The sequence below is a fragment of the Nocardiopsis sp. N85 genome (assembly GCF_028882275.1).
Classification (GTDB): Bacteria; Actinomycetota; Actinomycetes; order Streptosporangiales; family Streptosporangiaceae; genus Nocardiopsis; species Nocardiopsis lambiniae.
The window spans coordinates 68,755-87,136 of the sequence record NZ_JARBUT010000014.1; the positions used below are offsets into that span (position 1 = coordinate 68,755).

14 protein-coding genes and 1 riboswitch are annotated in these 18,382 nt (G+C 72.2%); of the genes, 10 read left to right on the forward strand and 4 right to left on the reverse strand.

All coding sequences use genetic code 11. From position 1 onward, the window contains the following. The 9 genes from PWG71_RS19455 to PWG71_RS19495 all read left to right on the forward strand — a co-directional run bounded on the left by PWG71_RS19455 (position 1) and on the right by PWG71_RS19495 (position 13,140). Complete coding sequence (locus PWG71_RS19455) at positions 1-309, forward strand: cory-CC-star protein (protein WP_274811323.1); 309 nt, start codon at positions 1-3, stop codon at positions 307-309. Continuing rightward, positions 300-1,220 (forward strand): ArsA family ATPase, encoded by a 921-nt coding sequence (locus tag PWG71_RS19460; RefSeq protein ID WP_274811404.1) that lies wholly within the window; start codon positions 300-302, stop codon positions 1,218-1,220. The genes PWG71_RS19455 and PWG71_RS19460 overlap by 10 nt, the downstream gene beginning before the upstream one ends. 236 nt (positions 1,221-1,456) lie before the next feature. Then, a complete protein-coding gene (locus tag PWG71_RS19465) occupies positions 1,457-2,215 on the forward strand; it encodes a CDP-alcohol phosphatidyltransferase family protein (RefSeq protein ID WP_274811405.1) in 759 nt (252 codons plus the stop codon). Between the two features lie 198 nt (positions 2,216-2,413). After that, entirely contained in the window at positions 2,414-4,918 is a 2,505-nt protein-coding gene (locus tag PWG71_RS19470) for a mannose-1-phosphate guanyltransferase (RefSeq protein WP_274811406.1), read from the forward strand. Between the two features lie 611 nt (positions 4,919-5,529). Further along, complete coding sequence (locus PWG71_RS19475) at positions 5,530-6,072, forward strand: FHA domain-containing protein (protein WP_274811324.1); 543 nt, start codon at positions 5,530-5,532, stop codon at positions 6,070-6,072. A gap of 184 nt (positions 6,073-6,256) precedes the next feature. Further along, complete coding sequence (locus tag PWG71_RS19480; RefSeq protein ID WP_274811325.1) at positions 6,257-6,730, forward strand: bifunctional nuclease family protein; 474 nt, start codon at positions 6,257-6,259, stop codon at positions 6,728-6,730. Between the two features lie 468 nt (positions 6,731-7,198). Continuing rightward, complete coding sequence (locus PWG71_RS19485) at positions 7,199-7,687, forward strand: MerR family transcriptional regulator (protein ID WP_274811407.1); 489 nt, start codon at positions 7,199-7,201, stop codon at positions 7,685-7,687. Between the two features lie 922 nt (positions 7,688-8,609). Further along, positions 8,610-8,703, forward strand: a riboswitch (glycine riboswitch). Positions 8,704-8,801: 98 nt separating this feature from the next. Then, entirely contained in the window at positions 8,802-11,696 is a 2,895-nt protein-coding gene (gene gcvP / locus PWG71_RS19490; protein ID WP_274811326.1) for an aminomethyl-transferring glycine dehydrogenase, read from the forward strand. A gap of 220 nt (positions 11,697-11,916) precedes the next feature. Continuing rightward, complete coding sequence (locus PWG71_RS19495; protein WP_274811327.1) at positions 11,917-13,140, forward strand: tetratricopeptide repeat protein; 1,224 nt, start codon at positions 11,917-11,919, stop codon at positions 13,138-13,140. A gap of 382 nt (positions 13,141-13,522) precedes the next feature. On the opposite strand, the gene PWG71_RS19500 is transcribed toward PWG71_RS19495, so the two are convergent. From PWG71_RS19500 to PWG71_RS19515, 4 genes are all read right to left on the reverse strand, one after another. After that, positions 13,523-13,714 carry a DUF5999 family protein gene (locus PWG71_RS19500; RefSeq protein ID WP_274811328.1) on the reverse strand — a complete coding sequence of 64 codons (192 nt, stop codon included), beginning with the start codon at positions 13,712-13,714 and terminating at the stop codon, positions 13,523-13,525. Between the two features lie 168 nt (positions 13,715-13,882). Beyond that, positions 13,883-15,310, reverse strand: a complete 1,428-nt coding sequence (locus PWG71_RS19505; RefSeq protein ID WP_274811329.1) for a threonine/serine ThrE exporter family protein — start codon at positions 15,308-15,310, stop codon at positions 13,883-13,885. Positions 15,311-15,512: 202 nt separating this feature from the next. Beyond that, entirely contained in the window at positions 15,513-16,202 is a 690-nt protein-coding gene (locus PWG71_RS19510) for a response regulator (protein ID WP_274811330.1), read from the reverse strand. A gap of 61 nt (positions 16,203-16,263) precedes the next feature. After that, on the reverse strand, positions 16,264-17,076 hold the full coding sequence (locus tag PWG71_RS19515; RefSeq protein WP_274811331.1) for a RecB family exonuclease: 813 nt from the start codon (positions 17,074-17,076) through the stop codon (positions 16,264-16,266). Positions 17,077-17,166: 90 nt separating this feature from the next. Here PWG71_RS19515 and PWG71_RS19520 point away from each other — a divergent pair, with 90 nt between their 5' ends. Next, positions 17,167-18,318 carry a site-2 protease family protein gene (locus tag PWG71_RS19520; RefSeq protein WP_446725056.1) on the forward strand — a complete coding sequence of 384 codons (1,152 nt, stop codon included), beginning with the start codon at positions 17,167-17,169 and terminating at the stop codon, positions 18,316-18,318. Positions 18,319-18,382 lie beyond the last annotated feature (64 nt).

Genomic DNA, 18,382 nt, shown 5'->3' on the forward strand with positions numbered 1-18,382 from the left:
ATGACCGAACACCGTGACGATGCCGGGTCCTCCCTCGGGAGGGCCTGGCATCGCGCCGTCGCCGCCTGGCGCCGCGTCGAGGACTTCCACCAGCAGGTCTTCGACGCGCGCTGGGGGCACGAACGCCACCGCCTGGCCCGCACCCAGCAGGACACCCTGCGCGCCCTGCTCATGCTGGAGAGCCTGGGCGTGGACAACCCCGTCGCCTACGAGACCCTGGACCTGCTCCCGTACATGGTCGCCGACCTGCACGAGTGGCACCTGAGAATGGGCCGGGACGACTTCGGAGCCCCGGGAGGCTGCTGCTGAACACCCCCACCGCCCACGCCGCCCCGATCCTCTTCGTCGGAGGCAAGGGCGGCGTCGGCAAGACCACGGTGGCCGCCGCCCGGGCCCTGGCCCTGGCCGACGCGGGACACCGGGTCCTGCTCATGTCCACCGACCCCGCCCACTCCCTGGGCGACGTCCTCGAACATCCGTTGGGCGACCGTCCCGTCCGGGTCGCCCCCGGCCTGTGGGCCGCCGAACCCGACGCCGACACCGCCGTGCACCGCAGGATCGCCCAGGTCGTCAGGGACGCCGAACGCGCCCTCCCGGCCGAGATCATGCCCGCCGTCCGCCGCCACCTCGACCACGCCGGGGCCGCCCCGGGGATGGCGGAGTCGGCCCTGGCCGACCTGCTCATGGAACGGATGGAAGAGGTCGGCGACCGGTGGGACCGGCTGGTCGTGGACAGCGCGCCCACCGGGCACCTGCTGCGCCTGCTGGCGCTGCCGACCCTCCTCACCCCCTGGGTGACGGGGTTGACCCGCCGACGCGAGCGCGCCCGCAAGGCCGAGGCGTTCGCCGACGCCGTGGTGGCCGAGCCGGAGGAGGACCCGCTGCTGGCCCGGTTGCACGAACGCCGCCATCGCCTGGAGGGGGCCGCCGCTCGATTGCGCTCCGCCAGCCGGGTGGGCCTGGTGACGGTGCCGCGCCGCATGGTCCTGGCCGAGACCGCACGGGCGCTGGATTCCCTCACCGAGGCGGGCTTCCCCCTCGACACCGTGATCGTCAACCAGATCCCGCCCCCGGGCGCGGTCGGCCCCGACGGGACCGCGGTCCTGGCCGAGATCCGGCGGCGCTTCGCCCACGTGGGCGTCGCCGAGGTCCCCCTGGTGGATCGGGAGCCCACCGGTCCGTCCGGGCTGCGCGCGCTCGCCGCCCACCTCCCGGGGTGAGCCCGCCGGGAACCGCGGCGGCCCCTCCTTCGTTCGATGTGATGGATCGGTCCGACTGAACCCGTCATATCGGGAGATTTCCGACAGGTGGCACGGGGTACCATGGGCGATCGACCGCCCACCGGGCCACGAGGAAGAGAAGGGCTCCGCGGTGGCGGGAAACGACGCGTCCGACCGTTATCGTTGGCGGCATGGGGCGATCCGCGCAAGACGGCAGACTCGATGCGGGGGGCGATGTGGCCAGTCCGGCGGTCAGTGACCGCATCTGGACGGTTCCCAATCTGCTGAGCATGCTCCGCCTATTGGGCGTTCCGTTCTTCCTGTGGCTGGTCCTGGTGCCACAGGCCGACTGGTGGGCGCTGCTCGTGCTCGCCTTCGCGGGGATCAGCGACTGGCTCGACGGCAAGATCGCCCGAGCCTGGAACCAGGCCTCGCGGCTGGGCGCGGTGCTGGACCCGCTCGCCGACCGGCTCTACATCTTCGCCGCCCTGCTGGGCCTGGTCGTGCGCGACATCGTGCCCTGGTGGCTGATGGCCATCCTCGTCCTGCGCGACGTCCTCATCCTCGGCGCGCTGCCCCTGCTGCGGTATTTCGGCTACGGCCCCCTCCCGGTCAACTTCGCGGGCAAGGCCGCCACCCTGTGCCTTCTCTACGCCTTTCCGCTGCTGTTCATCGCGGGTTACGCCAACATCCTCGGAGATGTGGCCAAGATCATGGGTTGGGCCTTCGCTCTGTGGGGAACGGCTCTTTATTGGTGGGCCGGATTGCTCTACGCCGTACAGGGACTGCGCCTGATCGCCCAGACCCGCCGCGACGAACGCGCCGATCACACCGACGGTCGTGACCGGGCCGTCGATGACGGCGACCCCGATCGCGGTCTCGGCCAGGGTCGACCCGATCCAGCCACACGGGGGACCGACGGCGGTGACACCGACGCGGTCACCGACGGTCTCGGCCTTCCGGGCCGGGATCAGGGGCGTACCACCGGCCCCTGAGCCACCGACGGGCCGGCTCACCGCGAGTCCTGTCGGAACGAAAGGGAGTGTCGTCTCCGTAATGAGAACATGTCCCACCGCGCGATCTGCCGCGCGCTCCGAACACCGTCCCCTCGCGGTACCCTCCGCGCCCACGCTCGGCCGGAGGTGCCGACGATGACCACCCACGACGAGGCCTCCACGACGCCCTCACCGAACATGAAGGCCGTCGTGATGGCCGGGGGCGAGGGCACCCGCCTGCGTCCCATGACCGCCAATCAGCCCAAACCGCTGCTCCCGGTGGTCAACAAACCCATCATGGAGCACGTGCTGCTCCTGCTGCGCAAACACGGTTTCACCGAGACGGTGGTCACCGTCCAGTTCCTGGCCACCCTGATCCGCAATTACTTCGGCGACGGCGAAGAGCTCGGCATGAAGCTCCACTACGTCGCCGAGGAGGTCCCGCTCGGTACCGCCGGCAGCGTCAAGAACGCCGAGGAGCACCTGCGCGGCGAGCCGTTCATCGTCATCTCCGGCGACGCGCTCACCGACATCGACCTCACCGACATGGTGCGCTTCCACCGGGAGAAGGGCGCCAAGGTCACCATCGCCCTCAAGCGGGTCCCCAACCCGTTGGAGTTCGGCATCATCATCGTCGACGACGAGGGGCGCATCCAGCGCTTCCTGGAGAAGCCCACCTGGGGCCAGGTCTTCTCCGACACCGTCAACACCGGCATCTACATCATGGAGCCGGACGTCCTGGAGCGGGTCGCGGCCGGCGAGGTCGTCGACTGGTCCGGCGACGTCTTCCCCGAACTCCTCCAGGACGGCGAACCCCTCTACGGGTACATCGCCGAGGGCTACTGGGAGGACGTGGGCACCCACGAGAGCTACCTCAGCGCCCAGGCCGACGTCCTGTCCGGCAAGGTCGACGTGGAGATCGACGGCTTCGAGGTCTCCCCGGGCGTGTGGGTGGGCGAGGGCGCCCAGGTCTCATCCGAGGCCGTCCTCAAGGGCCCCCTCTACATCGGCGACTACGCCAAGGTCGAGGCCGGCGCCGAACTGCGCGAGTTCACCGTGCTGGGCAGCAACGCCGTGGTGCGCTCCGAGGCCTTCGCGCACCGCACCGTGCTGCACGACAACGTCTTCATCGGTCGCGGGGCCAACCTGCGCGGCGCGGTCATCGGCAAGAACACCGACATCATGTCGGGGGCCCGGGTCGAGGAGGGCGCGGTCGTCGGCGAGGACTGCGTCATCGAGTCCGAGGCCTATCTCAACAACGACGTCAAGGTCTACCCGTTCAAGACCATCGAGGCCGGCGCGGTCGTCAGCACCAACGTCATCTGGGAGTCGCGCGGGCAGCGGTCGCTGTTCGGGCCGCGCGGCGTCTCGGGGCTGATCAACGTGGAGATCACCCCCGAGCTGGCGGTGCGGCTGGCCAACGCCTACGCCACCACGCTCAAGAAGGGCGCGACCGTCACGACCGCGCGCGACGTCTCGCGCGCGGCCCGCACGCTCAAACGGGCGATCATCAGCGCCCTGACGGCGGCCGCCGTCGAGGTGCGCGACCTGGAGGTCGTGCCGCTGCCGGTGGCCCGCTTCCACACGTCCCAGAGCGGGGTCGACGGCGGCATCACGGTGCGCACCACGCCCGGGGACCCCGAATCGGTGGACATCCTGTTCCTGGACTCCGACGGGGCCGACCTGTCCCCGGCCGCGCAGCGCAAGCTCGACCGGGTCTTCTCCCGCGCCGAGTACCGCCGGGCCTTCCCCGGGGAGATCGGCGAGCTCACCTTCCCCTCGCGCAACGTGGAGAGCTACGCCCACGACCTGCTGCGCGCGGTGGACACCTCCGGGGTCGCCGAGGCGAACCTGAAGGTCGTGGTGGACTGCGCGGGCGGCAGCGGCTCGCTCATCCTGCCCTCCCTGCTGGGACGGGTCGGCGTCGACGTGCTCACGGTCAACAACCGGCTCGACGAGTCCTCGCCCACCGACACCACGGCCAAGCGCGACCGGGATCTGGCACGGCTCGGCGAACTGGTCTCGGGCTCGGGCGCCGACTTCGGCGTGCGCTTCGACCCGGTCGCCGAGCGGCTGTCCATCGTCGACGACAAGGGCGAAGTGGTCGACGGGGACCGGGCCCTGCTGGTCGTCCTGGAGCTGGTGTGCGCCGAGCGGGGCGGCGGCAGGGTGGCGCTCCCCGTCACCACCACCCGGATCGCCGAGCGGGTCGCGGCCGCGCACGACGTCCGGGTGCACTGGACGGCGACGGCCACCAGCGAGCTCACCAAGGCGGTCCGCAGCGAGGGGGACGAGATGATCCTGGCCGGTGACGGCCGGGGCGGTTTCATCATCCCCGAGTTCGGTCACACCAGTGACGGCATCGCGGCCTTCGTGCGGCTGCTGGGCCTGGTGGCCCGGACCCGGCGCTCCCTGGGGCAGATCGAGGGATCGATCCCCCAGGCGCACCTGCTGCGCCGTTCGGTGCCCACCCCGTGGGCGGTCAAGGGCAGCGTCATGCGGGCCGTCGTGGAGGCGGCCGGCGACCGGGAACTGGACACCACGGACGGGGTGCGGGTCATCGAATCCGACGGCAGTTGGGCGTTGGTCCTGCCCGACACCGCCGAAGCCGTGACCCATCTTTGGGCCGAAGGTCCCGACTCGGACACCGCGCGCCGCCTGTTGGACGATTGGGCGGCCGTCGTGGAACGCGCGGAGGGCTGATCTCGATGATCGATCGGGGCGCGGGACACGAGGTCCGCGCCCCGATCGGTGTACAGAGGAAACAAAAGGTCGCCCATCCTGCCACCGATCGCGTTCCTCCTGGCTAAACTGGACATAACGACAGGTCGTGGCGGTCCGGAGGCGTCGAGGCGAATCCGTGGGGTGCGGTCGAGAACCAAACCCCCCGGAGCGGCATCGGTACCAGAACAGGTGCCTCTCCTCGGCGAGGTCGGCCATCGGTGGAGTCGGTGCTCAAGGCAGCGGATCCGCCGTTCACCCCATCGGTCGCGTGGTGGTGTGTTCACGGCAGGCCGCCGGGGAGCGAAACCTTTCCCGGACAGGGATATGGTTTAAAGTCGAGTGTTCCCTGGAGCGCCGCGTCGCCTATCGCACGGGCCTTCCCGCAACGGCGGACCCGTCAAGGGTGACAAGGAGTACAACATGGGGGATGAGACCTAGCGACCGACCGCGCGAGACGCGCCGCCGCGACGGCGGACCGCCTCGCCGCGTTCCGGACACTGTGCGGGCTCCTCGCCCGCACGACGGCCGGAACGTGCCACCGATCAGCCGAATCAAGCACCGCCCCGTGCGGTAGGAGGCCGAGCCGACCTATGTCGAGCGTTTACTGCACGCAGTGCGGTCACGCCGTTGCGGATGATGCCCGTTTCTGCTCCCACTGTGGGACTCCTGTCCGCAGGGCCGGACAGTCGGGTCCACGACCCGCGGGGAGCGGGGAATCCGCCGGAGACGTCACGTCCACCATCTCCATCTCCGGCATACAGGCCTTGGAGGAGGAGGACTCCGGTGACGACGTGGGCGGTGACGACCCCGGCAACGTCGACGCCCTGCCTCCGGGCACGGCGCTCCTGGTGGTCAAGCGAGGCCCCAACGCCGGTAGCCGCTTCCTCCTGGACAGCGACGTGACCACCGCCGGCCGCCACCCCAACAGCGACATCTTCCTGGACGACGTCACCGTCTCGCGGCGGCACGTGGAGTTCTTCCGCCGCGGTAATGGTTTCGGGGTCCGTGACGTGGGCAGCCTGAACGGCACCTATGTCAACCGTGAGCCGGTCGACGAGGCCGAGATCGGTGGGGGGGACGAGATCCAGATCGGCAAGTTCCGTATGGTCCTGCTGACCAAGCCGCGCCGCTGAGCGAAGTCGCCACGACGCGTGCGCACACGGTCGACGGCGGCGGGTGGGCCGAGGAGGTTTGCGGCCCCCCGCCGCCGGACAGCTTTGTATCGAAGGGTGCCGATTTCGCCCTCGGGTCCTGATCCAACGGGGGATACAGGGACGAGCGCCCATCCGGCATGACGACTCGTGGGACGGAGCCGCTGTGAAGCACATGGAGTTCGTCGGCGTCCGGGTTGAGATGCCCTCGAATCAACCGATAATCCTGCTCAAGGAGTCCGACGGTGACCGCTACCTGACGATCTGGATCGGTGGGGTGGAGGCGACCGCGATCGCTCTGGCGCAGCAGGGCGTCGTTCCGGCCCGACCGCTCACCCACGACCTCTTCCGGGACGTCCTGGACGCCCTGGGGACCAGGCTCACGACGGTGAACATCACGGGCCTGAGCGACGGCATCTTCTACGCCGAACTGGTGTTCAGCAACGGTGCGGAGGTCAGTGCCCGCCCCTCGGACTCGATCGCCCTCGCCCTGCGGACCGGGACGCCGATCTACGCACACGAGGACGTGATCGACGAGGCGGGGATGCCCATCCCGGACGAGCAGGAGGATCAGGTCGAGGCCTTCCGGGAATTCCTCGACAACATCTCGCCCGAGGATTTCGAGCGCCGAGCGGAGTAGCGGGGGCGGTGTCCGCGCGGGGCGGGAGCCGCCTCTCGCCGCGCCCCGGGAACGGATCATCTCGATGGAGTCCTGGGCGGGACACGGCCGCGACCTGCGGCTTCGTCCCTTGCCTCCGGTGTTAGATTGGGATTGGGGAATTGATCGTCGTGGTCGGGGCCGAAAAGCGGAGGACGCGCGCGTCGCGCGACCGCCGCGGCACCGAGACACCCGGGGGCGCGCACTTGACGACGCGCCGAGGGGTGTCGTTGACGCTGCCCTCCGGTCGTCCTACGGTCGGTGCAGTGGAACCCGCGGCGCACCCGTTCCCTCTGTGGACATCCCCTGTCGATACCGCCGCGGGACGAGGAGCCGGAGGTCGGCGTGGCGGTAGCGAGCGGCAAGCGGGAACCCCATGACAGGCGGTCCATGCTGCGGCTAGCGGGGCAGCAGGGCCTACTGTGCGAAGAGGACGTGGTGGCGCTGCCTATGGACGTCGGGTATCGGGGCCCCGCGGCGTGCACGGCCGCAGGGATCACCTACCGCCAACTCGACTACTGGGCCAGAACCGGTCTGGTGGAGCCGAGCGTGCGCACCGGCGCCCACAACGCCCCCCTGTACAGCCTCCCCGACATACTCCTCCTCAAGGTGGCCAAGCGGCTCCTGGACACCGGGATATCCCTCCAGCAGATCCGTACCGCGGTCGATCACCTGCGCGGTCGCCCCGCCCCCGAACTGGCCCGGATCACCCTCATGAGCGACGGTGTCAGCGTCTACGAGTGCACCTCCCCCGAGGAGGTCGTCGACCTCATGCAGCGCGGCCAGGGCATGTTCGGGCTGGCGCTGGCCAACGTCTGGCGGGAGCTGGAGGAGACCCTGGGCGTGGTCCCGGACGAGGAACGCGGCGACCTGCCCCCGGTGACCCCCGCCCCGATGGACGAGCTGGCCCGGCGTCGGCGGGAACGCCGTATCGGCTGACCCCTGCCGGCGCGAGCCGGTGACGGTCCGCGCGAGCGGATCCGGACCGCCGGCGTTCCGCGCCGCACGGCACGGGCGCGGAACGTCGACTCGCGGAGGTCGCCGAGAACGACCGGCGGGGCCGCGGCCGGCCGGTTCCTCGACGGCGGGCCCCGGGGACCGTTCCGGATCACCCGCGCGGCGGTTCCGCCCGCTCGACATCCCCGGCCGCGGGCGTCCCACCCGACCGAGACGCGAACGCGCCCGCCCGAGGGGCCCGATCCCGCCCGAACCCCGCGCACCGTCATCCCGGCCCCCTCGTGCCGGCCCCGGCCGCGCCGGTTCGACGCGGCCTCGCTCCGGTGCCGTGCGCGCACGGCCGACCGGCCTCCGAGACCGACCGGCCCCCCGGGGGTCGTATACGACAGCACCCCCGGACGAGGGCTCGCCGCCGTCGGATACGGCGGTCCGGCCGCGGATCGTCCGTGGGTGATGACAGAGTGAGTGATGAGGGGTTCGCGCGGATGGACGGCCGCGTGAACCTCTCCATACGTCCTGTCCGAGAGGAGAGGGGGAAGGGTCCGTGCGGAGGGACGGCCGCACGGGCCCTTCCGCGTCAACGCACCGATGCGATCGGGCCCGGGGTCGTTCCCGGACCGTCCGAGAGAAGAGGGCGTGGGGCCCGCGGGCCTCGTCGGGGACCGTCCGAGAGAGGGCGGTGGAGGGCCCGTGCGGAGGGACGGCCGCACGGGCCCTCGTCGTTCCCCCGGCCGCCCCGGTGATGATCCGGTGTCCGTGCGCGCGAAGAGGGCGGGGACGTGGCGCGCGGAACGCGCGGGGCGGCTCGGCTCCCGGGCGCGGAATCGAGTACGGTCGTAACCACAACAGGGATGAAAACCGACATTCACCCTGTCCTTACAAGTGCACACCGTCAGCAGGCTGTCGATACCGCGCGGGAGAGACCCCTGGATCCCAGGGGCGCCGACGGGGCAATACTCCCCAGTAACCTCTCAGGCACCACGGACCGCGCGAAGGAGGCCGCTCTGAAGCCTGGGCACCCTCGTGCCCGGTGACAGAGGGGGAGACCGTGAGGAACACCGCCGATCCGTATCGGCCCTGTCACCAGGAGGTCTCCGTGTCCGACCAGCCCGTGAACGTCCCCGGCGCGCCCGCCCGGGTGTTCGCCGACCGCCACGTCGGACCCTCGCCCGGTGCCATCGAGGAGATGCTCAAGACGGTCGGCTACGGCTCCACCGCCGAGATCATGGCCGCCGCCGTCCCCGAGACCATCCTCACCGCTCCCGGTCGCAACGCCCCGCTGGACCTGCCCGAGGCCATCGGCGAGGCCGAGACCCTCGCCGAGCTGCGCGAGCTGGCCGCCCGCAACAAGGTCGTCACCCCCCTCATCGGCCAGGGCTACCACGGCACCTTCACCCCGCCGGTGATCCTGCGCAACATCATGGAGAACCCGGCCTGGTACACGGCCTACACGCCCTATCAGCCGGAGATCTCCCAGGGCCGGCTCGAAGCCCTCATCAACTTCCAGACCATGGTCTCCGACCTCACCGGCCTGCCGGTCTGCGGTGCGTCCCTGCTGGACGAGGCGACCGCCGCCGCCGAGGCCATGACCCTGGCCCGCCGCTCCTCCAAGAGCAGGGCGGACGTCTTCGTCGTCGACTCCGACGTCCTCCCCCAGACCCTCCAGGTGCTGCGCACCCGCGCCGAACCCCTCGGCATCGAGGTCGTCGTGGCCGACCTGTCCCAGGGGCTGCCCGACGGCGACGCCTTCGGCGTCCTGGTCCAGTACCCCGCCTCCAGCGGCGTGGTGCGCGACCCGAGCGCCCTCATCGCCGCCGCCCGCGAACGCGGCGCCCTGGCCGTGGTCGCCGCCGACATCCTCGCCCTGACCCTGCTGCGCAGCCCCGGCGACCTGGGCGCGGACATCGCGGTGGGCTCCACCCAGCGTTTCGGCGTCCCGCTCGGCTTCGGCGGCCCGCACGCCGGCTACATGTCCGTCACCGAGAAACTGCGTCGCCAGATCCCCGGCCGCCTCGTCGGCGTCTCGGTCGACGCCGCCGGCCGTCCCGCCTACCGGCTGGCCCTCCAGACCCGCGAGCAGCACATCCGCCGCGAGAAGGCCACCAGCAACATCTGTACCGCCCAGGTACTGCTGGCCGTCATGGCCGGGATGTACGCCGTCCACCACGGCCCGCACGGCCTGCGCGCGATCGCCGAGCAGGTGCACGCGCACGCCATGGACATGGCCGACGCCCTGACCGCGCGCGGCTTCGAGATCGTCCACGCGTCCTTCTTCGACACCCTGCGCGTACGGGTGCCCAGCGCCGACCGGGTGCTGGAGAACGCCCTGGCCGCCGGCTACAACCTGCTGCGCGTCGACGCGCACACCGTCGGTGTCAGCCTGGACGAGACGACCACCCCCGCCGACGTCGCCGCCGTGCTCAACGCGTTCGGCGAGTCCGGCCGGACCCCGGAGGAGGGCGCCCCGGTCGCCGACGAGGACCGTCGGCGCTTCCCCGCCGAGCTGGCGCGCGGTGTGGACTACCTCGACCACCCGGTGTTCAACACCCACCGCAGCGAGACCTCGCTGCTGCGCTACATGCGCAGGCTGTCCGACCGCGACCTGGCGCTGGACCGCACGATGATCCCGCTGGGCTCGTGCACCATGAAGCTCAACGCCACCACCGAGATGGAGGCGGTCACCTGGTCGGAGTTCGCGGGCCTGCACCCGCTCGCCCCGCTGGACCAGGCGGCCGGCTCGGTCGAGATCGTCCGCGACCTGGAGGCCTGGCTGGCCGAGATCACCGGCTACGACGCGGTGTCCCTCCAGCCCAACGCCGGTTCCCAGGGCGAGTTCGCCGGTCTGCTGGCCATCCGCGGCTACCACCGCTCGCGCGGTGAGGACCACCGCGACGTGTGCCTCATCCCCGGCTCCGCGCACGGCACCAACGCCGCCAGCGCGGTGATGGCCGGCATGCGCGTCGCCGTCGTGGCCTGCGACGAGGGCGGCAACATCGACCTGGACGACCTGCGCGCCAAGATCGCGCAGCACGCCGACGCGCTGTCCGCGATCATGGTGACCTACCCGTCCACGCACGGCGTGTACGAGGACACCATCACCGAGGTGTGCCGCCTGGTCCACGAGGCCGGGGGCCAGGTCTACGTCGACGGCGCCAACTTCAACGCGCTGCTGGGCTGGGCCAAGCCGGGTGAGTTCGGGGCCGACGTCAGCCACCTCAACCTGCACAAGACCTTCTGCATCCCGCACGGCGGCGGCGGTCCGGGCGTGGGCCCCGTCGCGGTCCGCTCCCACCTGGCCGGTTTCCTGCCCAACCACCCGGGCCGGCCGGAGGCGGGCCCGCACACGGGCGTGGGCCCGGTCTCGGCCGCCCCGTTCGGCTCGGCGGGCATCCTGCCGATCTCCTGGGCGTACGTGCGGATGATGGGCGAGCGGGGGCTGCGCACCGCCACCGAGGTCGCCGTGCTGTCGGCGAACTACGTGGCCAAGCGCCTGGAGCCGTACTACCCGGTGCTCTACACCGGCGCCAACGGCCTGGTGGCCCACGAGTGCATCATCGACATCCGCCCGCTCCAGAAGGCGAGCGGCGTCAGCAACGAGGACGTCGCCAAGCGGCTGATGGACTACGGCTTCCACGCTCCGACGATGTCCTTCCCGGTGGCCGGCACCCTGATGGTGGAGCCGACCGAGAGCGAGGACCTCGCCGAACTGGAGCGGTTCATCGAGGCGATGATCGCCATCCGCGCCGAGATCGACAAGGTCGCGGCGGGGGAGTGGGACGCCCGGGACAACCCGCTCAAGAACGCCCCGCACACCGCCGAGGAGGTCACGGCCGACGAGTGGGGGCACGGGTACTCCCGCGCGGACGCCGCCTACCCGGTGCCGTCGCTGCGCCGTGACAAGTACTGGCCGCCGGTGGGCCGCATCGACCAGGCCTACGGTGACCGGAACCTGGTGTGCTCCTGCCCGCCGCCGGAGGCCTTCGAGCTGTAGGCCCCGAGGGGGGCGTCGCCCGGCACCGGGCGACGCCCCCATTTCGGACATAAAGTGAATCTACGACATAAAGGTGTGTCGTGTGTCCACTACCGGAACACACGGGCCCCATGAGGCGACACCGACCACCACAGCCCCCATCCCGGACCCCCTCCCGCGTTAGAGTTGCGGCGACACCCGCGTGTCCCACCCCGCGGACCCCCACCGGAAAGCGCTCAGCATGACCACGACGTCCGGACCCTCCGCACGCTCCGGCCCCGCCGACCCGCCGCCCCGCGCCACCGACCCCCGCGACGCCCCGGCCGGCCCCACGCCCTCGGCCGAGGAGGCGTCCGGACTGTGCGACCAGGCCCGCGACCTGGTCGCCAACGGCCACCTGGACCGCGCCGCCGACCTCTATCGCCGCGCCGCCGAGGCCGACGCGCCCGCGGCCGTACGGGCCCGCGCCCTGCTGGGCCTGGCCGTGACCGAGGACGGCCGCGGCGATACCGGAGCCGCCCGCGACGCGGCCCGCCGCGCGATGGAGGCCGGCGACCCGCGCCGCGCCCCCCGTGCCGCCCACCACCTGGCGCTGTCCCTGGAACAGGGCGGCGAGGGGGCCGAGGCCGAACGGATCTGGCGCCGCCTGCTCGACCTGGGGGCGGGCCCCGGCTACACGGCCCTGGCCCATCACGGACTGGCCCGCGCGGCGGAGGAACGCGGGGACGCCAGCGCGGCCGAGGCGCACTGGGAGGCGGCGCTCTCCCCGCCGGTCGGGTCCGCGCCTCCGGACCGGCTGCACGCCGAGACCCTGGTCGAGGCCGCCCGCGACCTCACCGGCCGGCTGCTGCGTCGCGGCTCGCCGGGTGCCGCCCTGAGCGCCGCAGACCGGGGCCTGTCCGTCGCCGACGACCCGGAACTGCGTCTGCTGCGGGCCGCCGCCCACCTTGAGCACGCCATCGCCGACCTCGGCGCGGTCGTCGACCCCGACGCAGGGGTCGCCGAGGCCGGACCGGTCACCGCGGGGGCGGCGGTGGAACTCCTCGCCGGGCTGCTCGCCCTGCGCGGGGACACCGACGGCTCCGCCCGGGTGTGGCGGGCCGGGCTGGAGGGGCACGGCGAGGAGACCGCCGAGGAGGCGCGCGCCCGGTTGCGCCGCGGGTTCGCCACGGGTGAGGACTCCTGGTGGGACGCCTACCTGGAGGAGGCGGTCGCGACGGCCAGCGCGCCGGCGCTGGCGGCGGAGCTGTTCGCGGCGCTGACCCGGATGCACGCGCTGGCGTCGCTGCCCGCACTGGAGGGCGAGTCGCGCCCGGCGGTCCTGCGGGAGGCCCTGGTGCAGGCGGTGCGGACCCCCGACGAACTCGTGTGGGGGCCGGGGCTGCACGCCGATCTGCGTCGCCGGTTGGCCGAGGCCACCGGAGGGGACGACGTACTGGCGGAGGACTGGCCGGACCGTCTCTGACCCTGTCCCGAAGACGGGTGGGCCCGGCCGTTCCGGGGCGCGTTCGGTGGACGCCGCCCGGCGCGTCCGGCGCGTTCGTCTCGGGGGCGGAGAAGGGGCGGGGCCGGTGCCCCGCCGGCCGAGGACGACTCCGCGCAGGGGGATGCCGTCGGCCGTGGGCCGCGTTTCGCGGGCGGAGGGCGACGGGTGGGTGTGCGGGGCGTCGTGCGGCGGGGCGGGCGTTCGCCGGGCACGCTCCGGGGGCGGTCTCCCGCTTCCCCGCCGACCGCGACGATCCTCGCCGTCCGAGGGCGACCCGGACGGGCGTGCCGCCGCCCGGGGCGATGGGTCCCGGGCGGGGTCGTCGGCCGGTCAGGGCCGGTGGGGACGGTGGGTTCCGCCGTCAGGCGGCCAGGACACGGGGCCGGTGCGGTGCCACGACGGCGCCGTCCGGCAGCAGCTCACCGGTGTCGTCGAAAAGGACGACGCCGTTGCAGAGCAGACTCCATCCCTGTTCCGGATGGCTGGAGACGACACGGGCCGCCTCGCGGTCGGTGTCCTCGAAGGACGGGCACGGAGGCTGGTGGCTGCACATGGGGTCGGCCTTTCACTAGAGGCTCTTCGTTGAGCTGACGCCAAGAATAGTGGTTCACATCACATGATCGTCGCGTTTCGGGTCGGAAACACGCTGCCTGTGTCGTCGTCCGCTCTCACCCTGTGAGATACCCGCAGGCGATGAGTGGTTCTCGTCACCTCGCGAGGATCAATAACCGCCGCGGGTCCGGCGCGCCGCCGGCCGGCTGCGCATGCCCGCCCCGGCCAATCCGCCGCGCTGGAAGGCGCGCACCAGCTCACCGCCCAGGTTCACCCCCGCGCCCAGGGCCAGCCCCACCATGACCGCCTCCACCAGCGACAGCAGGCCCGACACCGCGGTGCCCTGGGTGAACTCGATCAGCCCCCGGTACAGCAGGCTGCCCGGCAGCAGCGGCGCGATCGACGGCACCAGGTAGGGCAGCACCGGGCGACGGGTCCGCCGCGCCAACCAGTGGCCCACCACGCCCACCGCCACCGCGCCCGTGACGGTGCCGACCACCGGCGGCACCTGGAGCAGGGATCCCATCCCCGCGTAGATCACCCAGATCATCACGCCCAACAGGCCGATGGTCGGCAGCATCCGGGTCGGCACCGCCAACGAGATGGCGAACGCGATCGCGATCCCGGCCGCGCCGAGCAGCACCGGGACCTCCATCGAGGTGCCCGCCGAGGGCAGGTTGTCCAGGTCGATCGAGACCCCCAGGCGCACCGCCGTGTACGCGATCGCGCCCACCCCCGACACGATCGCGCCCAGGATGAAGAACGTCTCCAACAGCCGGGCCGCCGCCGACACGTAACTGCCGCTGATCCCGTCCTGGAGACTGGCCACCAACGGGCGTCCCGGGAGCAGCGCCATGATGTTGCCGGTGATGATCGCGCCCGCCTGCAAGCCCAGGTCCATCTCGGAGCTGACCCACAGCAGCCCGACGCCGATGGTCGCCGCGACCATCGCCGCCGCGGTCATCTGGTAGAACTCGGCGACCCCGCGCCGGGCCAGGAAGACCGAGGTGCGGTCGCCCAGCACGGCCGCCAGGAACGCCACCGTGGCCACGATCGGGCCGCCGCCCATCATCACGCCGGCGCTGGAGGCGATCAGCCCGAAACCGACGACGATGACCCAGTTGGGGTAGGGCGTCTTGGCCCGCCGGACCTGCTCCAGGCGGGCCGCCGCGTCCTCCAGCTCCAGCAGGCCCAGGGCCGCCTGCTGCACCAGGGTGTGCAGCTCGCCCACCCGGAAGTAGTCCAGGCTGCGGCGGCGCACCACGCGCTCGCCGGTGATGGGCGGCTGGTCACCGCCGGGGTGCGTGGACAGGGTGATGGTGGTGAAGGTGACCGACACCTCCGAGCGGGGCAGGTTGAAGGCCACCGACAGGCTGAGCATCGCCTCGCTGACCGCCTCGGTGCCCTCCCCGCTGGCGAGCATCAGCTCGCCCACACGCAGCACCAGGTCGATGGCCCGGGCGTCGGGCAGCGGACGCTCGTCCTCGTCGTCGAACCCGTCCGGCGTCAACTCGCGTTCGTGTCGGGCCCTCCAGTCGCGCATGCGGCTCAGCATGCGGTCCTCACCCGACGGCGGGCGCCCCCGCTTGTCCGACATGTTCGTCCTCTCCTCCCCGCCGATCCCCCTCGGCGGTCGACGCGGTGCTCACGACCCCAGAGAGGGACGCGGTCCCGAAGGGTCGGGTTCGCCCGCACGGGCACCGGGTACCGGTGAGTTCGATCACCGGATCATCCTGCCAAGTCCGGCGGTGCGCGCAGGGGGAACGCGCCGGAGGCCGACGATGGTCCGCGCGGGTACCTCACCCCTGCTCATCGCGCTCCCCGGGCCGCACCAGACCGCTCTCGTAGGCGTGCACCACGGCTTGGACCCGGTCGCGCAGGCCCAGCTTGGTGAGGATACGGCCCACGTGCGATTTCACCGTGGTCTCCCCGACGACGAGCCGCGCGGCGATCTCGGCGTTGGAACGGCCGCGCGCCACCAGACGCAGCACCTCGCGTTCGCGGTCGGTGAGCGGGTCGGCCGCCCGGGCGGCCTCGTCCACGACGGAGGGCAGCAGCGGGGCGTACCGGTCCAGCAGGCGTGCCAGGACCTGGGGCGAGATGACCGAGCCTCCGGCGGCGACGGTCTCCACGGCGCCGATCAGCTCCTCGGGCGGGGAGTCCTTGAGCAGGAACCCGCGGGCGCCCGCCCGGAGCGTCTCCACCGCGTACTCGTCCAGATCGAAGGTGGTCAACACCAGGATCCGGACACGGTGTCCCAGGGGGCGGGCCCAGTCGAGGATGCGACGGGTGGCCTCGACGCCGTCCATGCCCGGCATGCGCACGTCCATGAGGACGACGTCGGGCAGCAGCCGGCGGGCAGCCGCCACCGCCTCGCGTCCGTCGGAGGCCTCACCGACCACGGACGCCCACGGGGACGCCTCCAGGATCATCCGGAAGCCGGCGCGGACGAGCGGTTGGTCGTCGACCAACAGGACTGAAACGGGCACAGGGGTGATTGTGCCGTATCGGCGGGCGCCCCGTGGACCGTCCGGTGCTCCCGCCGAGGGGCTATCCGCGCGGGGCCGTGGGCAGGGGCGGCGGGGTGCCGCCGAAGGCGGGGCAGATCGCCTGGTGTTCGCACCAGTCGCACAGCCTGCTCTTCTTGGGCTCCCACACCCCGGCGCGGCCGGCCGCCTCGATGCGCGTCCAGATGTCGGAGATCTCGGCCTCGGCGGCGCGCAGTTCGTCCTCGGTGGGGTCGTACCACCGGATCGCCCCGTCCCCGCCCAGGTAGACGAGCTGCAACCGGGTGGGGACCACGCCCAGGTCGCGCCAGATCATGACCGCGTAGAAGAAGATCTGGAACTTGGCCTTGTCCTCGAACCGGGGAGAGGGGGACTTGCCGGTCTTGTAGTCGACGACGCGGATCCGGCCGTCGGGGGTCACGTCGAGCCGGTCGACGTAGCCGCGCAGTCGCAGCCCGGTGGGCAGGCCCACCTCCAGACGCATCTCCCGGTCGCGCGGCTCCAGGGCGGTGGGGTTCTCCAGGTCGAAGTAGCGGAGCACCAGGTCGCGGGCCGACTCCAGCCAGGCGTCGCGGGCCTGGTCGTCGGCGAACAGCTCCTCCACCTCGGGGCGCTTGTCCCGGAGCCGGTTCCACTGGGGGTCGACCAGGCCGACGGCGGTGCGTGGGGTGCGCGTCTCGGCGGGCAGCTCGTACAGGCGCTCCAGGCAGGCGTGGACCAGGGTGCCGCGCAGGGCCGCCGCGCTGGGCGCTTCGGGGAGCCGGTCGATGGCGCGGAACCGGAACAGCAGCGGGCACTGGAGGAAGTCCGACGCCCGGGAGGGCGACAGGGCGGACGGCAGGAGCGCGGTGGTCATGTTCCGAGCCTATGAGAAGGCCGTGACAGGCGACACCCGCTCGCGCGGGGGTGTGGACGGGGGTCGGGGAGGGGCCCGTAACCTGGGGGCGTGACCACCGGCAACGATCGTCCCGCGCCCCGTTCCCGCGACCGCTCCCGGCCTCCCGGGCTGCTTCTGGGGCGGCCCTTCGGGGTCCCCGTGTACGTCACCGCCTCGTGGTGGGTGGTGGCGGTCCTCATCACCCTGGTCTACGGCGGGATCGTGCAGGACCGGTTGGCGCTCGGGCCGATCGCGTACGTGTTGGCGTTCGTGTTCGCGCTGCTGTTGTACGCCTCGGTGCTGGTGCACGAGCTGGCGCACTCGGTGCTGGCGCGCCACTACGGGCTGCCGGTGCGGCGGATCGTGCTGTACGTGCTGGGCGGGGTCTCCGAGATCGAGAAGGAGGCGCCCACCCCGGGCCGGGAGTTCTGGATCGCGTTCGTCGGGCCGTTGTTCTCGCTGTTGATCGCGGCGGGGGCGTTCGGGCTGTACCTGCTGTCGGACCCGTTCACGGTGGTGGGGGAGCTGCTGTTCCAGCTGTGGGTGGCGAACCTGCTGGTGGGCGTGTTCAACCTGCTGCCCGGTCTGCCGTTGGACGGCGGCCGGTTGGTGCGGGCCGGGGTGTGGAAGCTGACGGGCCGACCGTTGGCGGGCAGTGTGGCGGGGGCCTGGGGCGGCCGGATCCTGGCCCTGGTGGTGGTGGCGACGCCGTTGCTGCTGGGATGGCTGGGCGGTGGGCTCAACCCCTGGGGCACGGTGTGGGGGCTGGTCCTGGGCGGTTTCATGTGGATGGGCGCCACCGATTCCCTGCGCGCGGCCCGAGCGCGTTCGCGGGTGCCGGGGCTGCGGGCGCGCGGGCTGGCCCGCAGGGCGGTCGCCGTGCCTGCCGACACCCCGTTGACGGAGGCCGAACGGCGGGCCGGGGAGGCCGGTGCCGAGGCGATCGTGGTGACCGATACGGACGGGACGCCGACGTCGATCGTGCACCCGGGGTTGGCCGCCGAGGTCATACCGGCGCGTCGGGCGTGGACGCCGGTGGTGGAGGTGGCGCGGGCGTTGGGCGCGCACTCCGTCGTGCCGTGGGGGCTGGAGGGCGAGGAGCTGTTGGAGTTCCTGACCGGGCACCCGCTTCCGGAGTACCTGGTGGTGGACGACGCCGGCGATGTGCACGGGGTGCTGCGCGCCGCCGATGTCAACGCGGCGATGTCGGACCGGGACTGACCCGTGCCCTTCGGGGTCCTCGCCCCGCCCGTTCGGGCGTCTCCGGCGGCGGGAGGGGCCCGGG